Below are 12,456 nucleotides of genomic sequence, written 5' to 3' on the forward strand. Positions count from 1 at the left end.
TTCGAAAATGTCCACCCAACAGAACGCTTTTGTCTATTGAGCACATCCCTTGTTCACAGTAAAGTTATCCACATAAGAATACGCTTACATAAAGCGTTTCGGCAAGTGACAATTTTCTTTATATTCCGGGAGGTTCAATGATGAGAAAACGATTTCTATTTTCGCTTGCAAGTGTGCTCCTGCTCTCCACTCTGCTGCTTGTCGGGTGCAACTCAGGTAAAAGTACGGAAGGTTCGGGTAAGGTGACTCTCACGTTTGGAACAAGTCAATCCGGTATTCCGCGTACAGGCATCATGCAGACGATGGCCAAGGAATATGAGCAGGAGACGGGTGTCAAAATTGACTTCCAGGTCGTGCCTGACGCACAGTGGCGTGACCTGATCAAGGTGAAGCTCGCTTCTGGCGAAGCACCTGATATTTTCAATGTCGATGTGGACCCACTGAGCATGCCGGCTAACGTAAGACCGGAGGAGAATGCCATTGACCTGACCAATGAGGAATTCACAGGTCGGATGTCTGAAGAGATTTTGCCAACTGTCAGTCATAATGACAAGGTGTACGGGGTTTCTTTTGCGCCAACGAAAATCTGGTATGTGTACTATAACAAACGTATCTTCCAAGAGCTCGGCATAGAGCCTCCTACATCCTATGCGGAATTCAAGGCCATCAGCCAGAAAATTAAGGATAAAGACATCATTCCGTTCTATCAAGCACCTGCCAGCGGGTGGTATCAGGTTCTGCCTTTGTTCGAAACGGGACCTAACTATGAGCAAACAACAGCGGGAACTTACGAGAAATTAAACAACAATGAGATGAAAGTCGCAGATATGACACAGCTTAGGACGGTCATTGAACAGTTGAAAGAATTTGCGGATCTCGGTTATTTCGGCAAAGACTTCTTGTCCAATACGGTAGAAGCGGGCATTGAAGCGTTTGGTCAGGAGAAAGCGGCCATGCTGCTACGGGTGCCAGGTACGGAAAAGGAAGTGTCCGAAGCGTATCAGGAAATGGAAGACAATATGGGGTTCTTCGTCATGCCGTGGGGAGATAATCAGACGATTGGAGTGAATCCGGGCGGATCGGCTGCGATGTTTGGTAACAAAAACAGTAAACATCCCGAAGAAGTGCTGAAATTCTTCCGCTGGATTACCGAGCATGATCATCTGCAGCGTGTGTTCGATGAAGGTGAAGGCAACCTGACGATCTGCTGGCCGGAAATCGAACCAAAGCTGACACAGGACTACATCGACTATGAGAAAGATCATGAAAAAGGTACGGTTATGCAGGCCGCTGTGAAATACATTGATCCACAATGGATGGATATTGGCAAGGACTTGTCAGGCATGTTCGCTGGCGCAATGACACCGGATCAGATTCTGCAAAATATTGATAAACGTCGTGCTGAACAAGCCAAAGTGCTGAAAGATGAGAAGTGGTAGTAACAGCGCTCATCTCAGATAAATATAAACGCTGAACAACGTTACATGCAGCGGGCGTTTGCCCGCTCATGTATTTTGGCAGGAAGGAAAGGTGTTACGGATTATGAATGCGAACAAAATCTATCCCTGGTATTTCTCATCTGGAGCGATTGTGTTATATCTGCTGTTCATTGTCGCTCCCGCCCTGCTGGGCATCTATTACTCCTTCACCGACTGGAACAGTTATAGTTCGGAGAAGAACTTTATCGGTCTGGAGCATTTCCGCACCATTCTGGCGGGGGATCCGACCTATCTGCTTTTTATCAAAAACACAGTCCTCTTCACCCTGGTTACATCCATCGCCAAGACCGTGCTGGGCTTATTTCTGGCTCTACTCTTGGTTAGCGGTGTAAAGGCCGCCAATCTGCATCGGATGATTATCTTCTCACCACAGGTGCTATCGTTCCTGATTGTTGGACTTGTGTTCAAAAGTCTGCTTGACCCCAACAACGGGTTCGTTAACGTAACCCTGCGTTCCATGGGACTGGACGTTCTCGCCCAGAACTGGCTGGGCTCCCTGACCTGGGCCATGCCATCCATTATGGCAGTGGATACGTGGAAAGGCATGGGATACATCATGGTGCTGTTCATCGCCGGACTGCTCGCCATTCCCCGTGATTATTACGAAGCAGCATCCATTGATGGCGCCGGATTCGGGCAGAAGCTGTTCCGAATCACGATTCCGATGCTGATGCCTACCATTACCATCGCCACGGTGCTTAATATTACATATGGGCTGAGAGTTTTCGATGCCGTATACGTGTTAACCAATGGTGGACCCGGTAACGCAACAGATGTGATTAACACAGCGGTCTATTCCTCTTTTGCCAAAGGGTATTGGGGACTCGGAAGTGCACTATCCACCATCCTGTTTGTCATCATGGCAATCATCTCCTTTTTCATCATTCGTTTGATGAACCGAAAGGTGGAATACTGACATGCGATTGAGAAAAAGATTGGCTTCGATCGGGTTAAATGTACTCGCCTGGCTGCTTAGCCTGGTGGTCCTGATTCCTTTTGTCGTCATTGTACTGAATTCATTCAAGTCGGACGCCGAGGCCAAAGTGCTTAAACTGACGTTGCCCAAGAAGTTTATTTTCGAAAATTACAAAATTGTCTATGAACAGGGACATTTGGGCGGTTCCTTTTTCAACAGTCTGCTGCATTCTGGGGCTTCTTCTCTGCTACTGGTGTTTGTTGTGGCCTTCTCGGCCTTCACGTTATCTCGCAACCATTCGAGGCTCAGCAAGTTTCTGTACTTCTTCCTGATTCTTGGTATCACCCTACCGCTTAACTACATTCCGCTGATGGAAGTCATGAAGTCCATGGGTATGATCAATTCACATGTCGGCATGATTCTGCTCTACACGGCTATGGGGATTCCAATCTCGCTGTTCATTACGTATGCGTTTGTGTCTAACATCCCGAAGGAGCTGGATGAAGCCGCGATCATGGACGGATGTAACGGGATCAAGCTGTTCCTGAGAATCATTGTACCTTTGTTAACCTCGGTGCTGGTAACGGTATTTGTTCTTAATTTCCTGAGTGTCTGGAATGAGTTTACTGCCCCACTCTATATGCTGAATACAGTGGAGATGTGGCCGATGACGCTGGCTGTATATAACTTCTTTGGACAATTCAGTGCCCAGTGGAATCTGGTCAGTGCCGATATCGTGCTCACGTCATTGCCTGTGTTGATTGTGTTCCTCATTGGGCAAAAGTATATTGTAGGAGGACTAACTTCTGGGGCGGTTAAAGGGTAAGCTCCACCGACAATCTAAATACACAAACCCATCTTTTCTAAGTACATCTGCTGACTCCTCAGCACAAAAAGCCCTTGTCTGCTTCATCGTGTGAACAACTTCTTCGTACAGAAGAAGTATCACACGCTGCTGCGGACAAGGGCTTACGCTGTTGGATTCGAATTAATCGTGCGCCAACCCGCCAACATCGGATGGAGCCGCTATATCTGGGCTCTGCTCCAGAGATTTGATCATTTTCAAACGGGATGTGATTATTGCGATCAGAATAACAAACAGACCCGCGATGATAAACAGAAAGGCAATACCTCTGCCTGGCCCAGTTCCAATAATTTGACCAACAGACGAAGCCAGTGCTCCCCCCTCCATCAGCAACGGATTAAACACATGGTCGGCCAGAAATCCAGCCAAACTGTACGCGATAATAAACCCGAGTTGTGACAGAATACCAATGATTCCCCATACCCTGCCCTGCTTATCGTTGGCGATATTGTTTCGCACCAGCACATCTGCGCTCATATTGACAAACGGCAGCGATGACAGGAACAGAAAACCTGCGAAGATAATAAAATAAATGTTAGTGGATATCCCCAGAAGCGAAAAGGACAAACCGCACAAAATCAGCCCCATCACAAGTACACTTGCATATCTCTTTGTTATTGTAAATATGCCGATGCACAAGCTGCTAATCAGCATGCCGATGGCACTAACAGACTGAAACGTTCCAAGTGTCTTTGCATCCGTGAATGACAGAAGCATCGGACCAATGAGTGTCTCCAGGAATCCCAGATAAAAGGTGACAAGTGAAATAATCACCACCAGCAACAGTACTCCCTTGTTGGTTACAACTTCTCTCCAGCCCTCTTGAATATCGGTGATCCAGTTTTTTCCTTCTCGATCCTCTCGCTCCACCTTCATGCTCTTCCGAATAACCAGCACAGCCAGAATGGCAACCAGGAATGTCAGAATATTAATGACCAGAATGACTTCAATGGTTGTTATACTAAGCAGAATGCCCGCAATGATGGGTGAAAACAGAAACTTCGAGGATTCAGCCAGTTGTACAAGACCGCTTCCTTTTGAGAATTGATCCTTATCCAGCAGGTCCGTAGCAGAGGCCTTATATGCCGGGCTCTGCAACGCGGAAAACACCGAACTAAAGGCCACTCCCACATAGATATGCCATAATTGGATATCACCTGTGAGCATAATGGACAGAATGAAAATCAAACCGGCTGCCGACCCCAGGTCGCCGATAATCATCATCGTTCGACGGTCGAATCGGTCTGCCAGTACCCCTCCAATAGGTCGAAGCAGGATATTCGGCAGAAACGTGAATAAGGTAATCAATGCAACACTTGTTGCCGTATTCGTTTTTTCGAAGGCATACACCCCCAGGGAGAAGGCCGTAAGTCCAATCCCAATCATGGAGATGAGCTGACCGAACCATACGACCAGAAACTTTTTAAATGATTTTTGAACGGTATGTTCCATGGATAATACTCCTTTCTCGGCTAACCTTGATTCGGAAAATAAAGGCGAGTGACGTAGGCGAAGCTTCCTTGTTCTGCTCCCAGCACACGTTCCATAATATGTGTGAATGCTTCAACCTTTTTTTGGAGTTCTTCCTCCTCCCATTGAAAGATGCCTCGATCCAGCAAAAATTGTGACGATACGAGCAGGAATTCGATGGATTCCTTTGGGTTAGGTGTATGAAATACCCCCTCCTGAATGCCCTGCTCTACCACCTCGGCCAAGATGGGACTTAATCGAATTACCGTCTCAACAAGACTCTTTTGGTGCATCTCCACATTATGAACACTGTGCAATTGCTCGATGAGATCATGTTTTCTGCCGTCAGGCTGATTCTGCGCCATCATGATGCGAAAAATTTTGTCATGGGCATTCAGTTTGGGATCGGACACCACGTGCCTGGCCGATGCCTCCCCGCTCAGAATAAAACGCATGACGATGGCGTTCATGACCTCTTCCTTGGACTGAAAATAATAATAAAATGTACCCTTGGCAATGTTGCACGCCTGAAGGATATCCATGACCGTAGCTTTGGTGTACCCTTTTGTTATGAACAGAATCTCGGCGGCATCCAAAATCTCGTTCCTGCGTTCTTCCGGGTTTTTTATCAGTCTCATATCCTGGCCTCCGATACGTTCGACCGACTGTCGGTCTATTGTAGTCATGGAGTTCTTTTTTTAGAACCCCATTTCAGTCAACCATTGCGCCAAATGGCTTTCCCTTGTTTTCAGATCCTGACGCTCTCTTGCATATTTTCCAATATTTCTGTCTGCAACCAGCTTACCGTCCATCATAAACAGTACACGTTCCGATCTGGCAGCGACTTTCACATCATGGGTCACCAGCAGAATGGTTGTACCCGTTGCATTAATATCGCCCAGAATATCCATGATCTCATACGTTGATTTGGAATTCAGCGCCCCCGTTGGTTCATCGCCGAATAAAATATCTGGATTATTGATCAGCGCACGGCAGATGGCAATCCGTTGAAGCTGTCCGCCTGAGGCTTGGGTGATGTTATGCCCAGCAAGCTCATCAATCCCCATTTTTTTCATTAATGACATTGCCCGTGTATTAATCGTTTCTCTGCTGCTATTCTTGGCCAGATACGCGGAAAGTACGATATTGTCTAATAGATTCAGATTCTTGAGCAGATGAATATTTTGAAAGATGAATCCCATCTTGGTCAAACGTAGACTTGCCAGATCCCTCTCCTCAAATGCCGATATTTTTTTGCCATTAAAATAGACACTTCCAGCACTAATCTGATCCATACCACTTATGTTGTACAGTAAGGTAGACTTGCCTGAGCCAGATGGCCCCATGATGGAAACAAATTCTCCCTTTTTTAATTGAAGGTTGATATCTTTTAAGATGTTATGTTCTTCATTCTCGCCGATCGCTACGGATTTATTCACGTCTTTAGCCTCAAGTATAGTTGTCATCGTTGATCCTCCCTATTCGACAATCATTTTGGATATGCTCGTTTCCTTGATCGATTGGATACTAATCCATGCTGTCAGTACAATCGTGCCTGCAAGTAACAATGGACACAAAATATATGCTTGTAACGGGTTAACAACAAAGACAATATTGGAAGCACCAAACGTCGACATAATGGCACTAACCAGCAACGGACCCAACGTATTGGACAATATCGTTCCAGTAACAACCCCTAAGATTAATATGACAAGTGACATCACGACATACTTGAACTTGATTTTAGACAAGGCAAACCCAAGGCTTCTTAGTACAGCAATGTCGTTGTTGTCCTTGGCTACTAACATCTGAAGGAACAGTGCTGTAATTAAAATAGATATGAAGACACCGATGACCAAGGCCAGCATCGTCACCATTTTCAATTGTTGGATGGTTCCGCCTAACGTCTGATCCAGATAACCTTGAAGATCGGTTACTTTGGCTGGCGAGAAAGCCGCCTCATATTCAGCAATTTTGGTAGCCATGTCCCCGCGATTATTCAGATCCAAACTGACCACATACCACAACACACTATCCTTGTTGTAAGGTAATAAGGCCTTCGCCGTTTTCCCACCATTCGTAACGTCCTGGTATATTCCGCTGACCGTCATCATCTGGTCCTTGCCATTAACCAGCAAGGTAAGTTGCTCACCAGTCTTCAGGCGCAGCTCGCTACTGTTGGCATCAGATAACGCAATTTCATTCTCGGTTGTTGGCGCATTACCGCTAACATAAGACAATGGGAAAATACTGAAATCCCCAGTTTCTACACTCAGATTGTCGTAACTTCCTTCCGCATTTTTAATCTTGAACTGGCTTGTTACCAATGGGGAATACGTTTTGATGTCTTTATCATTTTGGATCTGGGCAACCAGATTGTCATAACGCTGCTCCACATCGTCTGTGTGCCTCAAGTCAATGCGAATATCACTTTGTCCAACACCCATATAAGAGATAAAACTTGGCGCCTGCAAAGTGTTCAGGAAGTTGACCGGCACAATCATGATAAATGAACTGACTACAAAGACAAATAACAATAATCGGAACATCTTGATTCGCTGTATCACTTCCTTCAGACCAAGAAAGACAGGTACGGAAGACCAGCGATTGCGGGACAAACTAAGCCGGTTTCGAATGATCTGTGTATCTCCCAGGCTCCCGGTACGGAGAGCATCCACCGCGGAGATGGAACGAAAACGCCGCAGTACCGTTCGACAAAACAGAACAACCATGGCAAATATTATTCCAGCGGCTAATAACGGAATCGCGAAATGCAACAGGGTTGCAGGTGCTTTTCCCATATACAACATGATGTTGGAAACAAATAATCTGTTAACGCCAAGTGATGCAATGTAACCAAGCACGGATGCAAATCCCGCCATAAATACATACTTCATCAGATACAGTCTTTTAATATCCTTCTCTGCAATCCCTATCGCTTTCATGACACTAATCTCACGATAATCCTCTTCGATGGTCGCAAGCATCGTGAATCGGATGCAGAGCATTGCAATCAGAATCAGCACAAGACTGACCAAAATAATAACGGCTGCAATAACTCCGTCGGTCATGGCATTCAATACCTGGAACAGCCCATAGGTTACGACTGGACCCGCGTTGGGAAGTCCGGCATTTTGGTAAGCCTGGGTAAATTCACTTGTCAGTCCGGGATCGGTCAACCGGAATTCGATGAGATACTCCATCTCTCCGATGCTCTGCTTCAGTTCTTGCAAATTCCCTGCACTCACGATAAAACGTTTGGAGTGCACAACCGATGGATTCATCTGAGCATCACGGACAAAATCAACGATGGTGTAAGAACGCTCAAATTGACCATTATCGATCCGAACCTGGTCGCCCACGCTCAATTTTTTTTGCTGCATGTAATATACCGGAACCGCGATCTCGCCATCGTTCACCTGAATAATCTCACTGTCCAGATTCAACAAATAGTCGAAACCCTGATTCTGTGTAACAAAGTCAATGTCCATAACGCTGTTCTTTTCGGACTCTGCTCCGAGAAACAGATTAGAGCCGTCAATGTTAACCATTTCCACAATCTGATGCTGCTGGACCATGGCATTTTCTTCAGCCCATGTATTCACTTTGACCTGATCGAGTTCTCCGGCATGCATTTGCACAAAATGTGGTGTTTTGGATTCAGAAAATAGATATTGGATGGAACTCGTCAGTTCCATAATCATTCGTGACCCCGAAGATACCAGCAAGGCGGCCAGCAGTACAAAAATAAATAAAGCAGCCGTAATCCCTTTTTTTCTCGTTATATCGTTTCTCAGCATTCGTAGCAGCATAAACGAACATGGCTCCTCTCATCTACAAGTTGTTCCTATTTATCTGGAGTCATAAAGCTTGTCAGACAATGCGCCACCGTTGAAGGTTGATGCATCATGAACATGTGAGCACCCTCTTTGATGGTTTGAAGCTTCATGGATGTGCCAAAATATCGGCCCCATCTCAACGCGGATTGAAGGGTAACGGTACGATCCCGTTCTCCCCACAGATACAACACCGGCAATGAGAGCGGCTCATATTCAAGCGTTGCTGCAGATTCCAGCATCCTGAAATCCGCCCGGATGACGGGCAGAAAATAATTCAATAATTCTTTTTCATGTATCAGTTCATGCGGGAGAGCTTCATAGGAAAACAGATGATCAATCAGATTTTCGTCTGACATCCGATCATAATTCTGCATCCCGCATTCGTCAGGCGTGTTGCAGGCTGATAACACAAGCCGTAGCGTTTTAGCTACATCTGGACGTTCCTGATATAAGCGCTGCGCAACGAAGTAGGCTGTAATTCCTCCCAGACTATGTCCAAATAACAGACTGCCAGGCTGTATAACATCCAGCAGCTTGCTGGTATACAGTTCTACGAGTTGCTGCATATGCTCCAGGGGTGTTTCGGTGTTCAGACCATGACCCGGGGGCGTAAACGCCCAAATTTCCGTGTCAGGAAGGTACGGCACTAGGGGCTGAAAACTGTTGGAGTTGCCACCGAGATAAGGAAAACAGACCATTTGTCTGTTTCCCTCCCCCTTTTGTAGCTGCTCCAAATAGATCGGTTCCATCACTTATCCACCACCATAACCAGGCTTACTTTCTTTCCAGAACATATGCAGGGAATGTCTGAAGTGAAGTATCCACATTTTTACGCTTGAAGATGACATGTATGACAATAGCCGATATTGCAAAAAAGAAGAATTGCATAATTTGAACTTGCGGATTAAAGTAGTACAAATCAATTTGACTTCCTGTAGCTACAAGCCAGAATGCAAGCAGATAAAACAGAAGTGTACCTTTGGTTGCATTGAAGATATAACTTTGGAACACGATAAATGCCATAAGCTGAACAACGTAGTATATGTAAGTGGTTGAGGTGCCAAAAGAGGAAATCAAGTATCCCGGAAGCACCCATAATCCGAACAACAGGCCGGTAATCAGACCACTTGTTATATTATTTTTTAACTTCCCTTGCAAGAATGGAAGCAAAAATCCGATCCAGCCAAACAGCCCACCAATCAGCCCCGTCTCCTTGATCAGATTCACAATCCCCAACCAGATCATTTCAGGTACACTATATGTCAGTTCAGGGACCGGTATGCCGAATAACAAGGAACCAAAGTGCATTGTTGATGCAAAGATGATGGAAATTCCAATAATGAGCGGTATCCAGAACAGGTCCTGTCTGCGCGGAACCAGCTTCATAAACATTCCTTTTAATGCTTCCTTTCCGCCCATCACATAACATGTAATTAATCCGGCAATGGAAGGTGAATACAGAGCAACGATCGCAAGTGGATGCATCAAGGTTAACTCACCTGTTATGGGTACAATAAAATCCGCAAAGAACATGAACAAACTTGCGATTCCATAACATGTGCCAAAGGAAATTCCCAAAAACAAATACATATATTTGTTGGACGGGCTGGTTGCCGGACTTGTGACTGGACGAATGGATGCCTGATTAGCTGTAATCATAGTGCCGCCTCCTTCTCAGTCAACTTTCTCTCAATAAGATCATGCAAACGGTTAATCGTGCAGAAATTAGCCAAATCCAGATCTTCATTTGCTATCTCAATCTGGAATCTACGCTCTACAAAGTCCACCAAACGCATCGCAAAGAGCGAATTGACGAACCGCTGCTCAAAATAATTGTCATTATCATTAATTTGAGTGTCCTCATGATCCATGGTGAGGTTGTTCCCGATAAACTCCCGAATTTCCTGACGATAATCCACTGCCCTTCCCCCTTGTTATTGATGTTGCCCCTCGGGCACTAAAACCTCAATGTAATCTGGAAATTCTACAGCCTGCTGCAAATCATGATAAAACAGTACTCTTCCTTCCTGATCTGCAGATTGCTGCTTGAAACCGGCAAAGCGATAGCTGATATTCATCATCCGGTTCCTTCCGGTATCCCTGAAGTCTGCAAGCATCTGTTTGCCCTGCTTCTGAGCTTCACGCATGATATACGTTAGCAGTACACTCCCTGCTCCCCTAGACATCACTCTGCAAGACATCAGAAGCATGTTTAGCCGCCATACTTTCTGCTGCATGTGAATTAGTGCAAGCCCAATTTTGCCATACGTCCCGTATTTGTCTTCGAGTTCACACACCAATAACATATGGTCCTGCGAGGTCATCAGTTGGTACAGCTCCTCGTAACTGTAGGTAATTCCCGTTGCATTTAGCTGATTGGTGCGAACGGTAAGTTCCTCTGCACGTTGAAGGTCATCCTCAGTAGCCTCGTAGATGGAAAATTTCATGCCAAGCGTAGCCAGAAATTGTTCTGAAGGTCCCTCATACTGTTCCTCAGCCTGTTTACGGAGCGTATCCGCCTGGTACATCTGCCTTCTGCACGCAGAGTCGGCTGTAATGAATCGAGGCATCAGCCTTGGGTCATCAAGCATGGTTTCATATTGATCCGCATGAAGTACCTGAATGTCAGCATGTACACTTTGCACTTCTTCCAGTTCAAAAGGTTGATCATCCACAAACAGAATGGCATCCATGCCGATATTAATGTTCTGCTGAATCCGCTGAACAGAGACGGACTTCGCATCCCAATGGATCTCGGGATACAGAAAATATTCGGCGATGCCCAGTTCGTTTAGTTTCGCCCAAGCCAGCTCTGCATCATTTTTACTGGCAACAGAGTGCAAAACACCTCGCTGGTCCAGTTTTTCAATCACCTCCTTTAAGCCCGGCTTCAGTTGCACATCTGCAGATTCAAGCAAAACCCCATCCCATATGGTGTGGTCCAGATCCCAAACGATACACTTGATATCCTTGAGCTTTTCCATGGTCTTGCCACCTTTCATCTTAGTAGGCATAGAATCCTTGACCCGTCTTCCGCCCCCACTGTCCTGCATCAACCATTTTCTGCAACATCGGACAGCATCGGAATTTGGGGTCCTGATAGCTGTCGTACAATACTTTCAATGAATGCACTACCGTATCCAGACCAATCAGATCCGCCGTCTCCAGCGGCCCCATCTGATAATTGAAGCCCTTCTTCATAATGGCGTCCACCTGCTCGGGTGTAGCGATTCCATCCTGTACAATGTACGCCGCTTCATTCATTAACAAGTGCGAGAGGCGATTAGAGACAAACCCGGGCAGATCCTCTATGACAACTGGACTTTTATCAAGAGTTTCCAAAAACGCTACCATCTCATGTTCCGTACCCTGCGTTGTATGATGTCCTTTGATCACCTCCACCATGGATTTAACGGGAACCGGATTCATCAGATGCACCCCAATGACTCGACCTGGGTCAGGCAAAAATGAAGCGAGCTTTGTCACGGAAATACAGCTTGTATTTAGCGCAAATAAAACATCCGGACGAACCTTGTGGGATAGTCGTGCATAAACTTCCTTTTTCAACTCCAGGTTCTCGGTTACATTTTCAATAATGATACTTGCCTCTTCCACACCTTCATCTTGTGTCTGGAACGAGATCCGTTCCATGATCTGATCCAGGGGCACCTGACCGTACCCTTGCTTCAGAAAGCAAGCTGAACGATATTCACGACGTATAACATCAGGGGCGTGTTCGATGACCGACGCCGAAATATCCTGCAAAATTACACGATAACCAGCCCTCGCGACATCCAGTGCTGTGGCGCATCCCATCACCCCTGCGCCAATGATTGCAATGAGTCGATTATGCATACCTAATCACCT

General features: G+C 45.9%; 12 protein-coding genes. 3 read left to right on the forward strand and 9 right to left on the reverse strand.

Features of this window, described 5'->3' with window-relative positions; translation table 11 throughout:
- Positions 1–140 precede the first annotated feature (140 nt).
- From NST38_RS21945 to NST38_RS21955, 3 genes are all read left to right on the forward strand, one after another.
- Positions 141–1,439 (forward strand): ABC transporter substrate-binding protein, encoded by a 1,299-nt coding sequence (locus NST38_RS21945; protein WP_076254395.1) that lies wholly within the window; start codon positions 141–143, stop codon positions 1,437–1,439.
- 103 nt (positions 1,440–1,542) lie between these two features.
- Positions 1,543–2,415: a carbohydrate ABC transporter permease gene (locus tag NST38_RS21950; RefSeq protein ID WP_017687164.1), complete on the forward strand. Its 873-nt coding sequence runs from the start codon at positions 1,543–1,545 to the stop codon at positions 2,413–2,415.
- A gap of 1 nt (position 2,416) precedes the next feature.
- Entirely contained in the window at positions 2,417–3,241 is an 825-nt protein-coding gene (locus tag NST38_RS21955; protein ID WP_076254393.1) for a carbohydrate ABC transporter permease, read from the forward strand.
- Positions 3,242–3,403: 162 nt separating this feature from the next.
- Here NST38_RS21955 and NST38_RS21960 read toward each other — a convergent pair whose 3' ends face one another.
- From NST38_RS21960 to NST38_RS22000, 9 genes are read right to left on the reverse strand one after another with little or no spacing between them, the layout of a single operon-like run.
- Positions 3,404–4,732 (reverse strand): MFS transporter, encoded by a 1,329-nt coding sequence (locus NST38_RS21960; RefSeq protein WP_036615192.1) that lies wholly within the window; start codon positions 4,730–4,732, stop codon positions 3,404–3,406.
- A 20-nt stretch (positions 4,733–4,752) separates the two neighbouring features.
- On the reverse strand, positions 4,753–5,388 hold the full coding sequence (locus tag NST38_RS21965; RefSeq protein ID WP_036615194.1) for a TetR/AcrR family transcriptional regulator: 636 nt from the start codon (positions 5,386–5,388) through the stop codon (positions 4,753–4,755).
- A 60-nt stretch (positions 5,389–5,448) separates the two neighbouring features.
- Entirely contained in the window at positions 5,449–6,216 is a 768-nt protein-coding gene (locus NST38_RS21970; protein WP_047843824.1) for an ABC transporter ATP-binding protein, read from the reverse strand.
- Between the two features lie 12 nt (positions 6,217–6,228).
- Entirely contained in the window at positions 6,229–8,562 is a 2,334-nt protein-coding gene (locus tag NST38_RS21975) for an ABC transporter permease (RefSeq protein ID WP_076254392.1), read from the reverse strand.
- Positions 8,563–8,597: 35 nt separating this feature from the next.
- The gene (locus NST38_RS21980) at positions 8,598–9,338 is read right to left on the reverse strand and encodes a thioesterase II family protein (protein WP_076254390.1); all 741 of its coding nucleotides are present in this window, start codon (positions 9,336–9,338) and stop codon (positions 8,598–8,600) included.
- A gap of 25 nt (positions 9,339–9,363) precedes the next feature.
- Positions 9,364–10,248: a hypothetical protein gene (locus NST38_RS21985; protein ID WP_017687157.1), complete on the reverse strand. Its 885-nt coding sequence runs from the start codon at positions 10,246–10,248 to the stop codon at positions 9,364–9,366.
- Entirely contained in the window at positions 10,245–10,508 is a 264-nt protein-coding gene (locus tag NST38_RS21990; RefSeq protein WP_017687156.1) for an acyl carrier protein, read from the reverse strand. The genes NST38_RS21985 and NST38_RS21990 overlap by 4 nt, the downstream gene beginning before the upstream one ends.
- Before the next feature lie 15 nt (positions 10,509–10,523).
- On the reverse strand, positions 10,524–11,603 hold the full coding sequence (locus NST38_RS21995; RefSeq protein ID WP_445933719.1) for an HAD-IIIC family phosphatase: 1,080 nt from the start codon (positions 11,601–11,603) through the stop codon (positions 10,524–10,526).
- Positions 11,593–12,444 carry a 3-hydroxyacyl-CoA dehydrogenase family protein gene (locus NST38_RS22000; protein WP_047843827.1) on the reverse strand — a complete coding sequence of 284 codons (852 nt, stop codon included), beginning with the start codon at positions 12,442–12,444 and terminating at the stop codon, positions 11,593–11,595. Before NST38_RS22000 ends, NST38_RS21995 begins: the two co-directional genes overlap by 11 nt.
- Positions 12,445–12,456 lie beyond the last annotated feature (12 nt).

The organism is Paenibacillus sp. FSL H8-0104, from assembly GCF_038050215.1.
Classification (GTDB): Bacteria; Bacillota; Bacilli; order Paenibacillales; family Paenibacillaceae; genus Paenibacillus; species Paenibacillus amylolyticus.

Bases quoted from the DNA above. Each gene is read 5' to 3' on its own strand.
- NST38_RS21945 (WP_076254395.1), top strand. From the start codon at position 141: ATGAGAAAACGATTTCTATTTTCGCTTGCAAGTGTGCTCCTGCTCTCC.
- NST38_RS21950 (WP_017687164.1), top strand. From the start codon at position 1,543: ATGAATGCGAACAAAATCTATCCCTGGTATTTCTCATCTGGAGCGATT.
- NST38_RS21955 (WP_076254393.1), top strand. From the start codon at position 2,417: ATGCGATTGAGAAAAAGATTGGCTTCGATCGGGTTAAATGTACTCGCC.
- NST38_RS21960 (WP_036615192.1), bottom strand. From the start codon at position 4,732: ATGGAACATACCGTTCAAAAATCATTTAAAAAGTTTCTGGTCGTATGG.
- NST38_RS21965 (WP_036615194.1), bottom strand. From the start codon at position 5,388: ATGAGACTGATAAAAAACCCGGAAGAACGCAGGAACGAGATTTTGGAT.
- NST38_RS21970 (WP_047843824.1), bottom strand. From the start codon at position 6,216: ATGACAACTATACTTGAGGCTAAAGACGTGAATAAATCCGTAGCGATC.
- NST38_RS21975 (WP_076254392.1), bottom strand. From the start codon at position 8,562: ATGCTGCTACGAATGCTGAGAAACGATATAACGAGAAAAAAAGGGATT.
- NST38_RS21980 (WP_076254390.1), bottom strand. From the start codon at position 9,338: ATGGAACCGATCTATTTGGAGCAGCTACAAAAGGGGGAGGGAAACAGA.
- NST38_RS21985 (WP_017687157.1), bottom strand. From the start codon at position 10,248: ATGATTACAGCTAATCAGGCATCCATTCGTCCAGTCACAAGTCCGGCA.
- NST38_RS21995 (WP_445933719.1), bottom strand. From the start codon at position 11,603: ATGCCTACTAAGATGAAAGGTGGCAAGACCATGGAAAAGCTCAAGGAT.
- NST38_RS22000 (WP_047843827.1), bottom strand. From the start codon at position 12,444: ATGCATAATCGACTCATTGCAATCATTGGCGCAGGGGTGATGGGATGC.